Source organism: Enterococcus sp. FZMF, from assembly GCF_030263915.1.
Lineage (GTDB): Bacteria > Bacillota > Bacilli > Lactobacillales > Enterococcaceae > Enterococcus_D > Enterococcus_D casseliflavus.
Genome location: NZ_CP127160.1, coordinates 1,387,237 through 1,406,517, shown reverse-complemented (window position 1 = coordinate 1,406,517; position 19,281 = coordinate 1,387,237). Strand labels below are relative to the sequence as shown.

The 19,281-nt window shown below is 40.1% G+C and carries 18 protein-coding genes; 4 read left to right on the top strand and 14 right to left on the bottom strand.

The window, feature by feature from the left end:
• Nucleotides 1-364 precede the first annotated feature (364 nt).
• Complete coding sequence (locus tag QN079_RS06750) at nt 365-832, bottom strand: hypothetical protein (protein ID WP_289230569.1); 468 nt, start codon at nt 830-832, stop codon at nt 365-367.
• Nucleotides 833-1,861: 1,029 nt separating this feature from the next.
• On the opposite strand from QN079_RS06750, the gene QN079_RS06745 reads away from it, so the two are divergent.
• Together QN079_RS06745 and QN079_RS06740 are read left to right on the top strand one after the other, a co-directional pair.
• Nucleotides 1,862-2,347, top strand: coding sequence for a hypothetical protein (locus QN079_RS06745; RefSeq protein WP_289230568.1), 486 nt, complete (start codon nt 1,862-1,864; stop codon nt 2,345-2,347).
• 19 nt (nt 2,348-2,366) lie between these two features.
• Nucleotides 2,367-3,425 carry a WxL protein peptidoglycan domain-containing protein gene (locus tag QN079_RS06740; protein ID WP_289230567.1) on the top strand — a complete coding sequence of 353 codons (1,059 nt, stop codon included), beginning with the start codon at nt 2,367-2,369 and terminating at the stop codon, nt 3,423-3,425.
• A 184-nt stretch (nt 3,426-3,609) separates the two neighbouring features.
• Here QN079_RS06740 and QN079_RS06735 read toward each other — a convergent pair whose 3' ends face one another.
• The 8 genes from QN079_RS06735 to QN079_RS06700 form a co-directional block, all read right to left on the bottom strand.
• Nucleotides 3,610-4,224, bottom strand: coding sequence for a hypothetical protein (locus tag QN079_RS06735; RefSeq protein WP_289230566.1), 615 nt, complete (start codon nt 4,222-4,224; stop codon nt 3,610-3,612).
• Nucleotides 4,225-4,975: 751 nt separating this feature from the next.
• Nucleotides 4,976-6,556, bottom strand: a complete 1,581-nt coding sequence (locus QN079_RS06730; protein WP_289230565.1) for a peptide chain release factor 3 — start codon at nt 6,554-6,556, stop codon at nt 4,976-4,978.
• Nucleotides 6,557-6,747: 191 nt separating this feature from the next.
• Nucleotides 6,748-7,563, bottom strand: a complete 816-nt coding sequence (locus QN079_RS06725) for a MetQ/NlpA family ABC transporter substrate-binding protein (RefSeq protein WP_142968365.1) — start codon at nt 7,561-7,563, stop codon at nt 6,748-6,750.
• A gap of 5 nt (nt 7,564-7,568) precedes the next feature.
• Complete coding sequence (gene emtB / locus QN079_RS06720; protein ID WP_010748069.1) at nt 7,569-8,237, bottom strand: metal ABC transporter permease EmtB; 669 nt, start codon at nt 8,235-8,237, stop codon at nt 7,569-7,571.
• Nucleotides 8,224-8,949, bottom strand: coding sequence for an ATP-binding cassette domain-containing protein (locus QN079_RS06715; protein WP_289230564.1), 726 nt, complete (start codon nt 8,947-8,949; stop codon nt 8,224-8,226). The genes emtB and QN079_RS06715 overlap by 14 nt, the downstream gene beginning before the upstream one ends.
• Before the next feature lie 11 nt (nt 8,950-8,960).
• On the bottom strand, nt 8,961-9,977 hold the full coding sequence (lplA, locus tag QN079_RS06710; protein WP_289230563.1) for a lipoate--protein ligase: 1,017 nt from the start codon (nt 9,975-9,977) through the stop codon (nt 8,961-8,963).
• Nucleotides 9,978-10,216: 239 nt separating this feature from the next.
• Nucleotides 10,217-11,593, bottom strand: a complete 1,377-nt coding sequence (locus QN079_RS06705) for a hemolysin family protein (protein ID WP_005225867.1) — start codon at nt 11,591-11,593, stop codon at nt 10,217-10,219.
• Between the two features lie 112 nt (nt 11,594-11,705).
• Complete coding sequence (locus QN079_RS06700; protein WP_289230562.1) at nt 11,706-12,821, bottom strand: AI-2E family transporter; 1,116 nt, start codon at nt 12,819-12,821, stop codon at nt 11,706-11,708.
• Nucleotides 12,822-12,964: 143 nt separating this feature from the next.
• Between QN079_RS06700 and QN079_RS06695 the strand changes: the two genes are divergently transcribed.
• Entirely contained in the window at nt 12,965-13,399 is a 435-nt protein-coding gene (locus QN079_RS06695) for a GNAT family N-acetyltransferase (RefSeq protein WP_016610225.1), read from the top strand.
• Between the two features lie 67 nt (nt 13,400-13,466).
• On the opposite strand, the gene QN079_RS06690 is transcribed toward QN079_RS06695, so the two are convergent.
• The 4 genes from QN079_RS06690 to recX form a co-directional block, all read right to left on the bottom strand.
• Nucleotides 13,467-14,429, bottom strand: a complete 963-nt coding sequence (locus QN079_RS06690) for an N-acetylmuramoyl-L-alanine amidase (RefSeq protein ID WP_289230561.1) — start codon at nt 14,427-14,429, stop codon at nt 13,467-13,469.
• A gap of 159 nt (nt 14,430-14,588) precedes the next feature.
• Nucleotides 14,589-15,122: a nucleoside tri-diphosphate phosphatase gene (gene ntdP, locus QN079_RS06685; RefSeq protein WP_005225863.1), complete on the bottom strand. Its 534-nt coding sequence runs from the start codon at nt 15,120-15,122 to the stop codon at nt 14,589-14,591.
• Between the two features lie 93 nt (nt 15,123-15,215).
• Entirely contained in the window at nt 15,216-16,367 is a 1,152-nt protein-coding gene (mutY, locus tag QN079_RS06680; RefSeq protein WP_289230560.1) for an A/G-specific adenine glycosylase, read from the bottom strand.
• The gene (gene recX, locus QN079_RS06675) at nt 16,360-17,154 is read right to left on the bottom strand and encodes a recombination regulator RecX (RefSeq protein WP_289230559.1); all 795 of its coding nucleotides are present in this window, start codon (nt 17,152-17,154) and stop codon (nt 16,360-16,362) included. The genes mutY and recX overlap by 8 nt, the downstream gene beginning before the upstream one ends.
• A gap of 114 nt (nt 17,155-17,268) precedes the next feature.
• On the opposite strand from recX, the gene rlmD reads away from it, so the two are divergent.
• Nucleotides 17,269-18,645: a 23S rRNA (uracil(1939)-C(5))-methyltransferase RlmD gene (gene rlmD / locus QN079_RS06670; RefSeq protein WP_289230558.1), complete on the top strand. Its 1,377-nt coding sequence runs from the start codon at nt 17,269-17,271 to the stop codon at nt 18,643-18,645.
• 71 nt (nt 18,646-18,716) lie between these two features.
• On the opposite strand, the gene QN079_RS06665 is transcribed toward rlmD, so the two are convergent.
• On the bottom strand, nt 18,717-19,277 hold the full coding sequence (locus QN079_RS06665; RefSeq protein ID WP_289230557.1) for a hypothetical protein: 561 nt from the start codon (nt 19,275-19,277) through the stop codon (nt 18,717-18,719).
• Nucleotides 19,278-19,281: the final 4 nt, after the last annotated feature.

The following is a 19,281-nucleotide window of genomic DNA, read 5'->3' as shown; positions in this document are numbered from 1 at the left end:
TAAAACCTATACAACTTTTCTATATACTCCAAAATTTTTTACCCGCCTTATTTAAAAAGTATCCTAGTTTCCAATTATAGTAAAATAAACTTAAATTTGAGCCTCTTTTTTCATTAAACGGACAATTTTAATAAAAACTTCAGAAAAATCCCCGCTTCTTTAAAACAGAACGGGTGAGAAAAACTTGTAAAACGATTCTTACCTTTTGTAACAAAAAAGTGTTGGAAACCATTAAAAAGATCCTGTGAATTAGCTGTTTCCATAGACTTAGAAAAAATTCGTATTCTTTCATTGATTGGTAAGTGACTTGGAGAGTAAAATCATTTTCTAGCTGGACAAACTTCTTTGAGGAATCAAGTTCATTTCAAAGAGCTTGTAATAAAATATCTTCTCTTTTTAGCCAGCAATCTTTGTATTCATAAATGTTGATGATCGACAATTCATCACTCATCTCATTAATTGCCCGCATAATTTCTTCATCATCCGAATCAACATTGCCAATGACATGCAAATCATAATGAATACCAGATTTATCCACGCACTCAAAGATATAACTGATGACATCTCCCCAAAAATGTTCCAATCGATGCGTGCCTCCTGCTTTTTCTAGCCTTGAACGTTCAGCGATACACAAAACGTTTTTCGAAGAGTATTGCAAGATGTTGATTTCCCCTAGTGATTCTGCTAAGTAGTCAAGAACCGATTGCCGATCATCCTCTTGATCCACAATTAAATTTCTCTCTAAAATCGTGTTCGTCTTGTTGCTGAAAAAGCGCACAGTCAACATGGTAGCATTCTTTTTTCCACTGAAATTTATTCTGGTTTGCAGCATTTTGATTCACTCCTTAAAAGAACTTTGATCCTCTGCTATTAAGGATATAGTAAGAACCAGCTGATTTTTATCGTCTTTTTTTTCAAAAAAACTACAAATAAAATAATCATTGTCACTCTTTTTCTTTCTACTAACTAAAAGACCTGTCGATTAGAAACGAGGGGCAACTTCATAAAATTAAGAAAGACAAAAAACTCTTTCAAAGCTTTCTTCAAAGAGTCTGATTGTATATTCCTAAAAAATTATGCTTCCTATTAAAATCTAGAGTTCATGAGATAGCCATCCCACACAGGTAGTTTTTTGAGATATCTTTATAATGAAACAAACATGAACGTTTATTAACACAGGAGTACCCCTTGATGTCTCTGTCGCGTGAAGCTAGAAGAATTGTAGGCGCAGATTACTAATTGAATGAAAACGTTAATTGATATTTTTTCATAAGTAACTTTGATATACCTATCCAATAGGAACGCATAAATAGAATCATACTTTTCAATCCCCACCCTACGCAACTGTTCATACGCGTAAAGCTACTGCCAAAATAGGTTCTTAAAAATGATAGAAAGTTGGTTTCTATTGAATTGCAGGTGTTCACTGAAGAAATATCAGACATGAATTTTCAGAACTACTTTTACTGATACTACTGACCCAAAAAAAATTCTCAGAGACTACGAATAATATTATATTTCTTTTTAGGTCCAATCCTAGTTGGAACGACAATTCTTTCAACTCTGAGAAGACTTTGACTTAAAATAAAAGCCAAAATATAACCCTGCAACAAATTTACTTTCATAGCGATTATTACCGAATTGATAATTCGTAGACAGAAAGATAGGTCGTCTTGATAATCAGCATCATTTGACCACTAGAATATTTAATTAAATTATTGTATAAAAAAATCAGATTAATAAAATACTTTCTACTTTTTCATTAAAAATAGCGAAAAAACGGATAATAACATAATACACCATCATTGTATACTTTATTTAAGCAGTAAATCATCTGCAAAAATTAAAGTGAGGTTTTATTATGAAAAAAGTTATTTTGGGTACTACATTGGCAACATCTTTACTACTAGTAGGAGGAATCACTGCGTCAGCAGATGTTGCTATGCCAGATGTTCCCTCTGTTCCATTTGCTGTTACTATAACAGAAGGAACATCTAGTTTTGCATTTAACGATATGAATTTAAACGGAACGTTCGAAATAAGTCCAGCATTATTTGCCAACGGAACAATGACAGGAACTATTGAAAACGTTGGTGGAACAATAACAAACTTAACTCGTTCAGTTAATAGAGTTACAATTACAGTTTCTTCTGATTCTGAAGGTATCGTAATCACCGAAAATGATGTTGTTGCCGTTGAAGCAGAAGCTATTTCCCAACCAGTAGCTACCAGCGTAAATACAACTTTCACATTCAATCGTCAAACTGCTTTGCTAGATGAAGGTGCGCCAACTATCACAGTAACTGCATCAGATACTACTGACTCAAGCAATGGTCAACAACTTTAATTCTTAAAAAGGATAGCATATGGATAAAATATCAAAACACAGAGACTCTTTTCTAAGAGTTTCTGTGTTCTTCCTCATATTGACAATAATCGCAAATATAAATATAAGTATTGCAACAGCGAATGAGACGACGAATACTTTAAAACTATCACTTAGTGATACTGAACATGAAACATCAAGAAATACTCTTACTCTTCCTTCTGATGTTGATAAAAAGTATACATTTGAAATTAAACTGGAAAACATTGGAGCTGGTGATTCATCAATAGCGGTCACTCCCTTTGCTTCAACTGCTATTTCAAGAGAATCCTCTATTTTGTACACCTCGAATACAGAGAACCTTCTCGATGATAAATACGACTTTTCAAATTATGTTACTATCCTTTCAGATGCTATAGACGAAGAGAATCAAATAGAAATTGCCCCTAATGAATCTGTTGGTGTCAGCATTACCATAAATGTTCCAGACGACATAGAGCTTGAAGGTACTGTAATGGGTGGAATTAATTTTAAGCAAATATTAGGTGTTCAAACAGCTGAAGATTCTATTAGTATTGCGTCTGCCTACGAGTCTATCATTTTTATCAACTTACTTTTTAGTGAAGTGGAAGAGATCAAAGACGTCGTTTATGAAGACTTCTCCTTCGTTGCTCTTCAGGACATGGCAAACCTACAATTTTATGCACTTAACTATAATCCTATTTTAGGCAACTTAAACAATGCGCTCTACGAACTAATAAACCCCAATGGAGAAACAATTGCCTCTGGAGAGTTAGCAGATTCCGTTCTTTTAACGCCGTTAACCAAATCAAGAATGCAGATCCCTTTAATAGACGATAGTGAACTTATTGAAGGAGAATACCGTTTAACTATAGAAACAACTAGAAAAGCGATCACGACTACTTTTTCTTATGAGAAAGAAGACTTGGATAACTTCAAAAAAGAGAACCGTCCAACGAACACTGCCGATGTTCAGACAAATAATCAAATCCTTATCTGGATCATCTTTGTTCTCGTTGCAGCGTTGGCAGCTGCAGTCATCTATATTTTTAAATCAAAAAGAAAAAGAGAGGGCTAGTGTTGTGACCCCAAAAGTTAGCTTTTAGGACTAACTTTTGGAGGTCGCTTCAAAGCTCCTTTTTTTAGTACCACCAATTAGTCACAAACTTGTTCCAGCAAAAGCACTTATCACCTAGTATTAGAAAAAGATATGCAGCAAAAAACCGCTCCTATTCAGCTAAGCGGTTTTTCCTACACTAGTTTTAAATATATCTTTTATCAAAAATCACTTCTCCTGCAAAAATTGTCGCTATCTCGTACTGGCGTTCCTCCTCTAAACGATCCTCAAGGATAGTATCATCATTGATATCCTCAAGTGATTCTTCTTGGCTGAATGAATCATTCTCTAATGAGTCTTCTTCCTCTGGGCGCTCGGATTCCTCCTCGATGCCATTGTCTTCTTGCTTTTCATCGTCTTGGTCTTCATCTGTCAAGTTTTCGTCTGGAATCTCCTCTTTTTCCTCATCCGTCTGATTCATTTTTATATCTTTCGTAAAGGTCTCTGAATCATCAATTGCTGTAAAAGTGACTAATAGGTAGTACTCAGAGTTAGAATCAAGATATTCCTTTATGTTCAATGTTGCAGCTACATTAAGAATCATTGATGCTTCATCAGTATCCTCAATCTGAATGATCTTCTCTTCCGAACCGTTCACGCTGTTTAATTCTGCTGAAAATGCTTCTCCGACAGCCGTGATCGTTACGCCAAAAGCACCTTCACTGCCGTTGCTATCGACGGTCAGCTGAAGATCTTGTGTGGTTTTCAACAAATAATAGTGTTCGTCCTTAAAGTCAATCGTGTTCAAATCAAAAATCAAAGTTTCGGAAACCTCATCAGCTGCAGCCTCTATTGTTGGAAAGAAAAATATCGCCGAAAATATGAATAACAAGCTTTTTAGCACTATCTGGTCCCCTTTCTGCTTTCAGAAATCACTTTTATTTAATATATAATCATTTGCTTTAGCAAAATCGATAGATAGATAACTGTAGACTAGCAATAAGACTAATTCATTTTGGCGTCCCGAAGCCATGGTACACCAACTGAAAACTTAAGCCATCTGTTAGAAGTGCTTCAAATGAAGTTTCAAGGGCTATCACCGATTCATGTTCAGATAAAGAAAGTTTAGTCTTCACTAGTAGCATCTGACAAAAAGAACATGTCCCTCGATCAAATGATTAAATGACCTCTATCACTGGCAATCTATTCTCTGCTTTCCCTCTACTTTCAAACAAGTGAAAATTTCCTGAATCATCAAATGTACCTATGACATTTTTCTTTTCATTTCAAATGCATTTCCTTGTGGTCACCTTTAATACTACGCTCTTTTTCCAACTCATTTTATCTTCTTTTAAAAGAATGGTTATAAATTAGGATAATTGTCTGATCATTGGACGATTTCCCCCCAATCACGCAACCTTCCTTCTGTATCAAAAGCACGTTTTCAGCAAAAAAAAAGCCCCTTCTTATCCATTTGGATAAGAAAAGACTTTCTACGATCGTTCAATTAAAAAAGATCAGCCTTACGTACAAAGTTGTGCATACCTAGACAGTCTCGCGGGAAACGACTCTTACATCAAACTCTTCAATTCGACGTCTGGGTACTTATCTGCGAACCAGCGCATCGCAAATTGGTTCTCAAACAAGAACAATGGCTGGTCGAAACGGTCTTTCGCTAAAATGTTACGACTGGAGCTCATACGCTCATCCAAGTCTTTCGGATCGATCCAACGGGCAATCTTGTGGCCCATTGGGGTCATAATGACTTCGGCATTGTACTCATTCATCATGCGGTATTGGAAAACTTCAAATTGCAGCTGCCCGACAGCACCAATGATATACTCATCACTAAGATACGTCTTGTACAACTGGATGGCTCCTTCTTGGACCAACTGATAGATTCCTTTGTGGAAAGATTTTTGTTTCATCACATTTTTTGCAGTGACTTTCATAAAGAGTTCCGGAGTAAATGATGGCAGCTCTTCGTAAGCAACTTTTAGTTTTCCTTCATAGATCGTATCGCCGATTTGATAATTTCCCGTATCATAAACCCCGATAATATCCCCAGCGACTGCTTCTTCAATATTTTCTCGGGTGTCTGCCATAAATTGTGTCACATTGCTGAGTTTCATTTTTTTGCCAGTACGCTCAAGCGTCACGTCCATGCCTCGTTCAAAGGTTCCTGAACAAATACGGACAAAGGCGATCCGGTCACGATGGGCAGGGTTCATATTTGCTTGGATCTTGAACACAAACCCAGACATTTCTGGTTCATAAGGACTGACTTCATCACCAGCTAAAGTTTTGTGACCGTAAGGCGCTGGTGCAAAGGACAAGAAGGTTTCCAAAAAGGTCTGCACGCCGAAATTCGTAAGGGCGGAACCAAAGAACACGGGTGTTTGATCGCCTCGTGCGATTTTTTCTGTATCAAAGGCATCGCCAGCTTCTTGCAACAATTCCACTTCTTCTAAAATTTGTTGGAACAGCCCATCTTCGGCAAATGGATGATCTGCAGGAAATTGACCATTTTCATCTAGGGCAACTAAACGTTCCCCACCGTGATTGTCTGGACGATAAAATTCGACCCGTTGGTTATGGATATCATACAGTCCTTCTAAGCCTTTCCCCATGCCGATCGGCCAATTCATTGGAAATGATTCGATCTCTAAAAGATCTTCTAGTTCTTCTAATAATTCTAATGGTTCGCGGCCATCACGGTCGAGTTTATTGATAAATGTAAAAATCGGAATACCGCGTTTTTTAACGACCTGGAAGAGTTTTTTCGTTTGCGCTTCGATCCCTTTTGCGCTATCGATCACCATGACCGCACTATCCACCGCCATCAAGGTACGGTAGGTATCTTCAGAAAAGTCCTCATGCCCAGGGGTATCTAAAATATTGACCCGTTTGCCTTGGTAATCAAACTGCATAACAGAACTGGTAACGGAGATCCCCCGTTGTTTTTCAATTTCCATCCAGTCGGACTTTGCGAAATTCCCAGTCTTTTTCCCTTTGACTGTACCAGCTTGGCGAATCGCGCCACCGAATAATAATAATTGTTCTGTAATGGTTGTTTTCCCCGCATCCGGGTGGGAAATAATCGCAAAGGTACGGCGACTATCTACTTGTTGTTTTAATTTTGGATTATCCATTGATTTTATTGCTCCATTTCTTGTATTTACAATGCGAACAGTGTCCATTTTAGACTGTCGCTAGTTTTCTGACCAAATCAGTATATCATGGATAAGGGTGATAAAAAAGCAAAAAAAGACAAGAAATCCCTTTGACTATTCTCTTTTACAGAGTTAGGCAAAGGGCGTTCTTTCCATTTGATGGAAAGAAATTAAAATGCTGGCAATAAGGTATCGCTATGGTCGTTTTCTAAAAATTCGCGAACTTTATCGCTAGTCATGGCACGGCGCAAAACGGCGATTTTTTCAGAATCTTGATTGTCTTCTCGAGCAACCAATGAGATAGCAAAGCGATCATCGATCGTTTTTTCTAAGAAAAGGGCATCGGCTGGTTTCAAACCGATTTTCGCGATATAGGTTGGGTAGTTGTATACCAAGGATACATTCGGTTCATCATAGGCTTCCGCAAGATTCAGTAAATCAACAGATAACCATTCAAAGTTTTTGGGATTTTCGGTAACGTCTTTAAGTGTTCCATTAACACCAACGCCATCTTTAAGGGTGATCAATCCTTCTTCTGCTAAAATCGCTAACGCTCGACCTTCATTGGACACATCATTCGGCAATGCGACTTTCGTTCCTTCTGGAATATCATTGATATCCGTATACTCTTTGGAATAAAAACCGACTTTTGCATTGTAGATTTTATCTAATGCCACTAGGTTTGCATCTTTTTCTTCATTATACATTTGCATATATGGTTCATGTTGCGCAAAGTTGGCATCGACCTCGTCATTATTCAGCAGCTCATTGTACTGGATATTGTCATTGACTTGGACCAACTGGATTTCCCAGCCATCTTCCACTGCTTCCGCTGCAACTTTTACGACATCGGTCATTGGCGTCGTTTGCGAAGCGACCTTGATGATTTTCTCTTCGCTCGCCTCATCCGAACCCGTACCGCAAGCCCCCAATACACCTAATGCCAATACACTCAATCCTAAAACAAATCCTTTTTTCACTTTCATTCCTCCTATTTTCGTTTATCAAGTTTTCTTGCTGCTTGATTGCCAATCCCTTGCAGGATAAAGACCAAAAGAATCATGATGATAATTGCAAAATACATGACGCCATATTCATAGCGTTGATAACCATAGCGGATCGCAAAATCGCCGATACCACCACCGCCGACGATCCCCATCACTGTTGAATAAGAAACCATGCTGACTGCTGTCGTCGTTAAAGATAAAATCAAGCCGCTTCTAGCTTCCACCAGTAAAAACGACCAAACGTATTGCCATTGACTGACGCCAAGGGATTTCGCCAAATAAGAAACTTCTTCTGGGACATCCAGCAGTACTTGCTCTGTCAAGCGAGCAAAAATACTCATAGCAACGATACTCAAAGGGAAACTGGCGGGAATCGGTCCAAATGAGCTGCCTAAAAGCATTCGCGTCAGCGGGATCAACGCTACGACAAATAATAGAAACGGAAACGAGCGGATGATCGTCACAACGAGATTCAAACCCTCATAAAGAAATGAGATTTTTTTCCCACGACTGCGGCTAAGAAAGAGCCAGACACCTAGCGGTAGTCCTAAGACAATGGCTGCGAGCATCGAAATCCCCATCATGATCGCTGTTTCTTTCAAAGACTGAAGTAATTCAGGCAAATAATACAAAATACTCTCACTGATCGTCATGCAGCAAACTCCTCTCCACTTTGTACACATAAGAGCTTTCTTTGCGGACAATTGGCTGCGGATGATTGACAAATTCCGCCGCAAAGACGGCATCTTCCAATACAAACACGCGTTGACAAATTTGTCTAACTGCGGTTAGCTCATGACTAACGAAAATGACTGCTGGCTGAAACGTCTGTTGAACTTTTTGCAGTAAAGCAAGTACATCGGCTTTCGTATCTTCATCCAGCGCACTAGTGGGTTCGTCACACAGCAAGATTTTCGGCTCACGGATCAACGCCCGTGCGATAGCTACTCGTTGTTTCTCCCCACCGCTCAACTTGGCTGGATAAATGTCGACTTTGTCTTCCATCCCAACAAATGAAAGCATCTCCAACACCTTCTCCGATGATTTCCCCATTAACTTCAAGGGCAAATAGACATTTTCAAAAACGGTTCGATTGTGTAACAGATTGTAATTTTGAAAAATCATGCCGATTTCCTGCTGCGCATGTAGCAGTTGCTTTTTGTTTAAGGGATCGATTCGTTTCCCGTCAAAGAGAAGCTCCCCACTGTCAGGTGTCTCAATTAAGTTCAAAAGCCGAAGCAACGTTGATTTCCCCGAGCCGCTTTTGCCGACGACCCCAACAATTTCCTCCGGCTGAACAGCAAAAGAGAGACCATCTAGGACGCTTCGATCGTAACGCTTTGTGATGTTGATGGCTTCTAGCATCTTTTTTCCTCCTAATCAAACAGCAACGCAAGAAATTCAGCGTTAGTCATCTGATGGATAAATTGCTCGATGGCAATATCCTTTAGCAAGCGGCTGATGGTGTTTTGTTCAAAATCAATACCTTGCAGCATCGCTTCAAGTTCACTGATCTCTTTTTGTCCAAAAAAATCACCGGTAATTTGAATCGCTGCAATCTTGCCTTTGTTGACAGTAAAATCGACTTCAACGATTCCAACCTGCGCAAACCGCTTTCTTTTTTGCCATTCAAAAGCAGGCGCTTCATTAAAAATCCACTCATTGTTCGCGTAACGTTCTTCAAACAACGTTTGGATTGCTTGGCGATCCGCATCCGTCAAGACGATCTCTTGCTCACTGATTTCATCAATCGATTCTACTTCATAGATTCGGCAAAGGAGTGTGTCTCGAAATGCCTTGGTATCCATTGATTGATATTGTTCTGCCAAATACGGTTTAATATTCGTCACACTTTTCCGTACGGATTTCGTTGCTTTAGAGGCAATTTTTTCTTGGGCAACGTGTAGGACTTTTGTTAATTCTTCTAGATCCACATCATACATCAATGTGCCATGAGAATACGTTCGACCTTTTTTTGTATACATCGCATTGCCAGAAAACTTTTTCCCATCAATGAACAGATCATTGCGGCCATGTACTTCTACCTCCTTGGCTCCCATTGCCGCTAAGCCTTTCATGATCGGTTGTGTTGCACTTTGGTAGTCACCAAAACTCGTGGCATCTTTTTTGGTGACAAAACTAAAGCTCATGTTGCCTAGATCGTCATAAACTGCTCCACCGCCAGATGTCCTGCGAGTCAACACGATATTGCGACTCCTTAAATAGTCAAAATCAATCTCTTGATACGCATTTTGATTTCTGCCGATTATAACACATGGTTTTTGTATGTATAACAGAAGACAAGGTTCTGAAACATCTACGTTATTCATTAAATACTCTTCAGTTGCCAAATTGTAACGGATATCATCACTAAGCATACGGTAAAATTTCATTTCAAGCCCCTCGTTCTTATTAGATTTCTATGGATATTCTCGCTTTTCTTACGGAAAATTGCAATCAAACTGCTTAACGATAAGATACACGTGTTTTTTTATCTGTTTTTAAACTGTATTATTGATTAGATTTATCGTAACCGTTTCTTACAAACAAATCAAGGGGAATAAGTAAAAAAAAGGAACAAAAAAGACCAAAGCAGTTGCCTTGGTCTTTCTCATTTCATTCATGCGGAACATTAACGGCGAGGTTCATCTTCCTCAAAATCTTTGCGGAAATAGCGGCGTTCTTCTTCTGGTTCCACTTCGCCTTCTTCTGGATCATGGAAGATTACACGGATCTTCAAGACACGTGATCCTTCCATTTCTTCAGAAATCAATTTCACGTTATCCACTTCAAAGGAAAGTTTTTCTCCTTCATCTGGAATCATTCCTAAAGCAGTGATCAAGTAGCCTGCCATCGTATCGACGTCGCTCATATGCAAGCTCATATTGAAAGCTTCATTGAAATCATCGATCAGCATCCGACCTTGGATCACGTATTCTTTATCAGAGATTTTTTCATAAAGCTCTTCGACTTCATCGGATTCATCATCGATCTCACCGACGATTTCTTCAAGCAAGTCTTCTAACGTAACTAACCCAACGACTCCGCCGTATTCATCAAGCAAGATCGCCATTTGATTTTGGGTTTTCTTTAATTCATAAAGCAAATCATCGATAAAGACTGTTTCTGGAACAAACAATGGTTCTTGCAAGATCTGCTTGATGTCCATTGTTTCAAAGCCGTATTTGTAGGCACATTTCAAAAGGTTTTTGGTATGCAAAATCCCAACGACTTTGTCTTTATCTTCATTATATACAGGAATACGAGAATAATTTTCTGCTAAAATTTCAGTCAAAATTTCTTCTACTGAGTCATTGATATCCACCATAAAGGCAGAGGTTCGAGGAACCATGACTTCACGGGCGACTTTCGTATCTAATGAAAAGATCCCTTGCAGCATCTCTAATTCATCTTCTTCGAAGACCCCTTCTGTTTCCAACATATACCGCATTTCATCACGGGTCATCTTTGTGTCTTCATCGTCAAATTCCATTGGAGTGATCCGCGCCAATAAGCTTGTTGAAGCAGATAAGAACCAGACGAAGGGTTTTGCAATAATCCCGATCGTTCGAATCACGCCAGAAGTGAACTGAGCAACTTCTTCTGATTTGTTCATGGCGATACGTTTTGGATACAACTCACCGAAAACGATCGACACATAGGTCAAGATCGCTAAAACGATAATGTTCGCTAAACTTTTAGCCGCCGTTCCTCCACCTAATAAAGGTGCCAGACGGGTCGACAAGGTATCTGCCAGAGATGCCCCAGATAAGATATTCACCAAGGTAATCCCAACTTGGATCGTTGACAAGAAATTTGTTGGATTATCAATGATTTTCAATAATTTTTGTGATTTGACATTTCCTTCTTCCGCTTTTTGCTCCACACGGTTTTTGTTGACTGAGACGACTGCGATCTCAGAGGCCGCTAGAAAAGCGTTGATCAATGTCAAAACGATCAATAATAAAATTTGCGCTAGAAGCGACTGACTCTCGGGGTCAGCATTCATAATAGCATTCTCTCCTTATTTTTTCATATTCTAAAAAAAATCGTGGGCTTAGCCCACGATAAAATCCTATCACAAAGTTTTTTTCTTTGCAATAAAAAACACCAATCATTGATTACTCGATCAACCGTTCTTGATTTTTCTTGATTTTGTCATCTTTGATCAGACGAACAATAAAGACCACGATCGTCCGACAAATTGCGTAAAACGGTACTCCTAAGAAAATTCCCAGCAAACCTGCCAGATTTCCAGCGACCAATAAAACCAAGATGATCGTTAATGGATGGATCGCTAATGATTTTCCGATCACATTCGGGTAGATAACATTTCCATCTAATTGTTGGACGACTAGTACCACGACACAGCACAGCAATGCGCGGAACGGTTCATCAAACACCGTCACTAAGACTGCTGGAATCAAGCCAAGATACGGACCTAAATAAGGAATCAAGTTTGTGACCCCTGCGATCACCCCAAAAAGAAAAGCATAGTTCACGCCGATCATCCAGTACCCAATAAACGTGAAGGTAGCGACAAAAATACATTCGATCGCTTGCCCACTGATGTAATTGGATAATGTCTTGTTTAAGTCACCTAGCAATCCAACAATTTGCTCTCGTCTTCTTTCTGGAAAGACTGTTTTCAGATTAGGAACTAGCTTTTCTCCATCTTTCAACATGTAGAAAAGGATGAATGGGACTGTAACGATGATCATCGTCGCGGAAGCAATCGTACTGACGATCGATCCTAAGCTAGTGGATAACCCACTAAGAAACTGCTGCAGCAAAGAACCATAAGAAAGATTTAGGTTTTCTAACTGCTGCGCGATATCGATTTGTTTGAAAAATGGATCATCTGCGATTCTTGAGATCCAGCTTTCCATATTTTTGGCAAATGTTGGAATATTTTCCGCCAATGAAGTAATCTGACTCACCAGATTAGGAATAACGCTGACGAAAATCAAGATGATTGCTGCTACTAATAACAATAGAACCAATATGACAGCAAACAGTCGTTTTATTTTTGCCGTTTTCATCAAAAATAGGACGATTGGATTTAGCAGATAATACAGAAAGCCAGCAATCAATACTGGTGCAAATAAAGTAGAAAAAAACGTGCCGATCGGTGCAAATAGAAAATTGACTTTACTTAACACAAACACGAGTGTCACTAAAACCAATGCTTCCAATGACCAAAAGAACAGTTTTGATTGTTTGAATTTGTCGAACAAAAGATTCCCTCCCTTTTTTATAACATTATAGTTGATTTTGTAAAAAAAAGCTTGCGACTTTAGCCGCAAAAAAAAGAAATTTGTAAAAAAAGTGGTATACTAATAAAAATAACGGAGAAATCATAGCTGAGGTGAGTTTTTTTATGCATATCGCACAAACAAAAGATACGCTAAGTGAGATCTATTTGGCGTCATTGAAAATACGAAATCAAGTGTTTGTAAAAGAGCAAGGGGTTCCATTAGCATTAGAAGTAGATGAAAATGAGGCATTGGCTGTTCATTTCGTCTTATATGACGATGACAATGAAGCAGTCGCAACCTTACGTTTTTTACCGATCTCTGATCATGAGGTGAAATTACAGCGAATGGCGGTGCCAGCTGCTCATCGAGGTTCAGGCTACGGCAGGCAGTTGATCGAGGGAGCGGAAGCTTTCATTCAAAAACAAGGAATCAAAAAAGTCACGTTAGGGGCACAGTTAACTGCCAAAGAATTTTACTTGAAGTTAGGCTATCAGCCTGAAGGCGATGTCTTTTTAGACGCGGATATGCCCCATATCAAAATGAGCAAAACCTTTTAACGAGCAGTGATTACTTAAAGTAGCGACCCCAAAACAGATCCTTCCTCTGTTTTGGGGTCGCTACTTTTTATTCCTCTAATTCAACGATCTCTTCAATCGCTGTCAGCAACGCTTGCGCCACCCTTTGATCATAGCCTTCACTTGTAATCATTGCCAGATCAGTGTCACTGTTCAAATAGCCTAACTCCAACAAAACTGCTGGAATATATTGCTCTCGTAAAACATAATAGTTACCAAAACGAGTGCCGTTGGAACTCAATGCCACTGAACTACTCAAACTGGAAGTGATCGTTTCTGCCATCTCTTTTGCCCCAGTATAGTAATAGTAAGTTGTCAGTCCTTGATTGCTGTTTGGTAGCTCTGAATTGTCGAAATGAATGCTGATAAATAGATCTGGTTCCTGCGAGAGTGAAGCTGCAGTAATTTCAGACAGCGCTAAATAGCGATCTTCGGTGCGTGTATAACTGACTTGAATTCCCGCTTGGGTCAGTACTTCGCCGATGGTTTGGACGGTGGCTAACGTCAAATCTTTTTCCATGATCGTTTGATCCGTTGACAGTGCCCCAGAATCTTCGCCGCCGTGCCCCGCATCAAGAACGACTTTAAAGTCTGACAATTTTTTTGAAGTCTCCGAAAGTGGAACTTCTTGGATGGATGCAGAATGCTTTTCAATGTAACCCGTTATTCCATCGTCTGTTTGGATTTCAACCATCTCTTCTGTTTGACTAAGTACGGTTGCCCAACTTCCACGGTGGATCTTCCCGATGACGGTTTCTTGACTTGTTGTCTGATAAATCGATACATAATCGTTCTCACTTTCAATCGCTGCATCGTATTCTGAGGGATCCACGTAAATTTGGACCATGCTTGCCGTTTGTGCGACCTCTTTTGCTTGAGCGTCCGACTCGGTTTGAGCCGTGCTTTCTTGGGTCTCTTCTTGAACAAAATGATCATTTCTCAACACAGCAAAACCTGCCGCAAAAAGTAGAATCATGGTAGTACCGATAACAAGCTTCCCTTTTTTCTTCATTTGCTTCCCCCACTTTTTTCTTGGTCTTTCTATCATGGGACTAGCAGCTTAAACAGAACTTAAAGGCAACTGCTAGAAGCAACCCTCTCACAGCACAAAAAAACTTCAACCGAAATGGTTGAAGTTTCTCGGGAAAAATGAGCGATCCGACCCATTTCACTATTTTTGAGACAACTGCTTGTAGCGATCATACCAAATGTCCACATACCCTTGCGAAAAGGGTCCTTTGCCATTATTGATCCAATCTACTAAAATTTTGACATTTTCTTTCAAGATAAAATCAATGTCTTGCGGATATTGCATAATCTTACTGTGCAATTCATACTCATCCACATCTAGTAAACGTTTCTCGCCATCAGGAAATACTTTGATATCAAGGTCATAATCGATATATTTCAATGCCTCTTCATCAAGTAAATACGGTGAAGCAAGATTACAATAATAGGAAACCCCCTTTTCTCGAATCATTGCAATAACATTAAACCAGTATTTTTTATGAAAATATACAATTGCTGGTTCACGGGTAACCCAGCGTCTTCCATCTGATTCGGTCACTAATGTATGATCGTTGACCCCTATCACTGAGAATTCACTGGTCTTTAAGACCATCGTATCCCGCCACGTTCGATGCAAATTGCCGTCATGTTTGTAGCTTTGAATGCTGACAAACTCTCCTTCTTTTGGAACTCGCATAGCAACCCTTCCCTCAGCAAGAAAACTTGCGTTTTGTTTGGGTGTTCATTACACCGACATCGTTAATATTATAGCAATAAAAGAAAGCTTTGCCTAGAAATCTTTATCGAGTTTCTGATATTTCTTTAATTGATCCACCAATTTCTGCTGGGGTTTTGGGAAAACATAGTTTTGAAAGGAATCTTTTGCTGCCCATTCGCTGTCTTGTAACGTGAGCTCTCCCCGTTTTCTGCCGTAAAATAAAAGGACGTGCCATTTCAAATGACTAAAGATATGAGTGATCTCGCCAAAATGTCGTTTTTGCCAAACGACAGGCAGATCAGGAAAAATCTCGAGCGCATCATCTTCGGCAATCAAATCCAACTGTAGCTGCTCCTCTTTTGCCCATGTTCGCTGCAGAGCCTCGTACTGTTCTTTCGTCACTTCTACCAAAGGAAAATGCCACATAGAAGCCAATAAGCCTGTTTCAGGTCGCTGCACGAGTAAAAACGAGCCTTGATCTTCGATGGCGCCTGCGATGTAATAGACATCTTTTGGCTTTGCTTTTTTCGATTTCACTGGAAAGTCTGTTTGTCGATTCTGCGCATAAGCAAGACAATACTGACTGATGGGACACTCTTCACATTTCGGTGTGGTGGGTGTACAGATTCGTGAGCCAAGATCCATCAAGGCTTGATTAAACTCACCAGGTTCATCGGGGGAAATGATTGTTCTCATCGCCTCGTCGAATGGTCTTCGGCTGCTGGCTTTCGCAATATCTGCTTCGATACAAAATAACCGACTGACGACCCGCATCACATTTCCATCGATTGCCGGTTCTGGCAAGCCAAAAGCTATACTGCCAATGGCTCCAGCTGTGTAGGGACCAATTCCTTTTAATGAGCGAATCTCTTCAATTGATTGGGGCATTTCTCCGTCGAATTCGGCAACGATTTGCTGGGCGGCAGCCTTAAGATTACGAGCACGAGAGTAATAACCTAAACCTTCCCAAACCTTTAAAAGCTTTTGTTCTTCGGCTGCCGCCAAGTCTTGGATCGTCGGGAATTGTTCCATAAAACGATAGAAATAGCCAATAACTGTCTCCACTCGTGTTTGTTGAAGCATGATCTCTGATATCCAGATTGCATACGGATCGTTGGTCGCCCGCCAAGGGAGATTGCGTTTTTCTTTATGATACCAAGTTAAAAATGTTTCTTGGAACGTCTTGATTTTTTCTTCATCCCAAGTTTCCCACTGCTTACTCATCCATTACTTCCTCATCTAAGAATCGTTGTATATCATCGATGGCAAACCCTTTTTGATAAAGGCCTTGCTTGATTTTCATTTTTCGTTTCATCAACGGTAACCGCTGATGCCGCCGCATAAGTCGTGCCCCTTCTCTTTGGAGCGCTTCATTTTCTTGGTCCTCATCTTTTTCCATCGGTAATTCATCCAAAATCATCTGAATGACTCCTTGATGAAAACCTTTTTGCATCAAATGCATTTTTATCTTTTGGATCATTTCTTTATGGCTTTTGTTGTGAAAGCGACGCATCGCTTTTTCAGCCGTATGATACCCGGCTTCAAACTGCATTTCCTCGGTATACAAAGGCAATACTTCCTGAATCACGGAATCTTTTAATCCTTTTTTTCTCAATTGCTGACTGATGACCACGGGTCCTTTATCACTCATGCGGACTTGGGTGCGAATGTAGCTCTCTCCGTAGTTTTTGTCATCGATCAAATTCAGCTCTTTCAGACGTTCAACGACTAAGTCTCGGTCTTGTTTTTCGATTTCTTTGTCTTTCAAATAGGTACGGACTTCCATTTCAGAACGCAGCTGATAGCTGATATAGTTCATGGCTTGCTGCAATCCTAAATCAAACCCCGCACTTTTTTTGATTTCTTTTAATTTTTCTTCACTCAGTTCCTTGCCTTTTAATAGCCGAAAACGGACCAAAAGGTCTTCTGAGACCCGCAGCGTTTCACCTTCTGATGTCGCCACTTCATAAAATGGTCCTTTTCCTTTATTGATACGAATAATTGTATTCATCTTCTTCACCTCGCGAACGTACATTCTATTTTACCACAACTACGATGAAATTCCTTCTAATCAAGCTGAAAAAATGTGGTAAAATGAACTGACTATTTTATTTAAGGAGTTCACATGGCAAATACACAAGTCCAGCTTGGACAAAAACTACAACTAACGATCAAACGCTTGGGGATCAACGGAGAAGGCATTGGGTATTACAAAAAGTTGATCATCTTTGTTCCCCGTGTTCTGCCGGGGGAACAGGTCATTGCCGAAGTCACCAAAGCATCTCCCCGCTTTGCTGAAGCCAAGATGACCAAAATCATCAAGCCAAGCAGCGATCGTATCCAACCACCCTGCAAGTTTTACGACCGGTGCGGCGGCTGCCAATTGCAGCACTTAGTCTACGACAAACAATTAGACTTCAAAAAAGACCTATTGAAACAAGCACTTGAAAAATTTAAGCCAAAAGGCTACCAACAGTTTGAACTAAGGGATACTTTAGGCATGGATGTTCCTTGGCATTACCGCAACAAAGCACAATTTCAATTGCGTTACAACAGTCAAACCAAACGAATCGAAGCAGGTTTATACGAAATGGAGTCTCATCGCTTAGTCGCCATTGATGATTGCCTCGTACAAGAACAAGATACGCAAAAAGTGATCAACGGCATCGTCCAATTGTTGAATAAATACCAGATCCCGATTTACGATGAACGCAAAAACAGCGGGATTCTACGGACATTGATGGTTCGTATCGGGATCGCGACTGGCGAAGTTCAAGTCGTGTTTATTACCAACTCTATCAAACTGCCGCAAAAAAATGCGCTGATTCGCGAGATCAATCAGCGCTTGCCGCAAGTCGTTTCCATCATGCAAAATGTGCAAAACAAAAAAACGTCCGTCGTCATGGGAGAGGAAACGATTCATCTTTGGGGCAAAGAAGCGATCGAAGAACGGTTGAATGAACTGACCTTCGACTTGTCCGCCCGCGCATTCTTCCAGCTGAATCCACAGCAAACCAGCATCTTGTATCAAGAAGGGTTAAAAGCCCTTGACTTGAGCAAAAATGAAACAGTCGTTGATGCCTATTGCGGTGTGGGAACGATTGGGTTGAGCGTGGCTCCATATGCCAAAGAAGTCCGCGGCATGGACATTATTCCTCAAGCAATTGAAAATGCCCAAGAAAATGCACGCCGCATTGGTGCCCAAAATACCCATTATGAAACGGGGACTGCTGAGGAGCTCTTACCAAAATGGTTCAATGAAGGCTTCAAACCTGATAGCATCATTGTTGATCCGCCAAGGACAGGCTTGGATGAACGATTATTGAAAGCTTTGCTGAAACAACCACCGAAGAAGATGGTCTATATATCTTGTAATGTTTCTACTTTAGCAAGAGACTTGGTCCAATTAGCCAAAGTGTTTCACGTAGAATATCTGCAATCAGTAGATATGTTTCCACAAACCGCCCGCTGCGAAGTAGTGGTAAAATTGACCCGAAAATAAACACTCGCCTGACAAATCATCTTGTGATCTGTCAGGCGAATATTGTTTTCGTTGTCTTTTAAGCATAACGATTAATTGATTTGTAAGACGAGGACTTTCGCGGCAATAAAGGTGTCCCCTACTCGCTGCCCATACAGACTTACCGATCGTTCAAGCTGCAGATCCGCACGTGACCCCTCCACGATTCGAGAATTATGCGATTGTGCATCATATAGAATTACTTTTATCTCAGTCTCGCTAGTAATCGTAAAGGATAATCTTTCCTCAGATGCGATCGCCATATCAAAGACTTCGCCGTCTTCCCCTGTTCCTTGAGAAATGTTCGTCAACTCCATCTCAAAACGATCACCATCAATAAGAATGAGTGTGCCCGTTTCATCTGCTTGTGCCAATTCCTCATTCGCTCGCTCTGCATCTGTCTGAGTCACTTGTTGCGCTTTTGTCTGATCGGTTTGATCGTGATTATTTTGCGTCTCGTCTCCACTTTGACTCGATTGTGTTTGCGCTTGCGGCGTATTGATTTGGTTGTTGATGGGTACGTTGTCGTTGTTTGTCTGTGGGTCATTCGCAGCAACACCGCAACCACTAAGTAATGCCACAAACAAGATAATTGCTGTTTGTTTTTTTATCATAAAA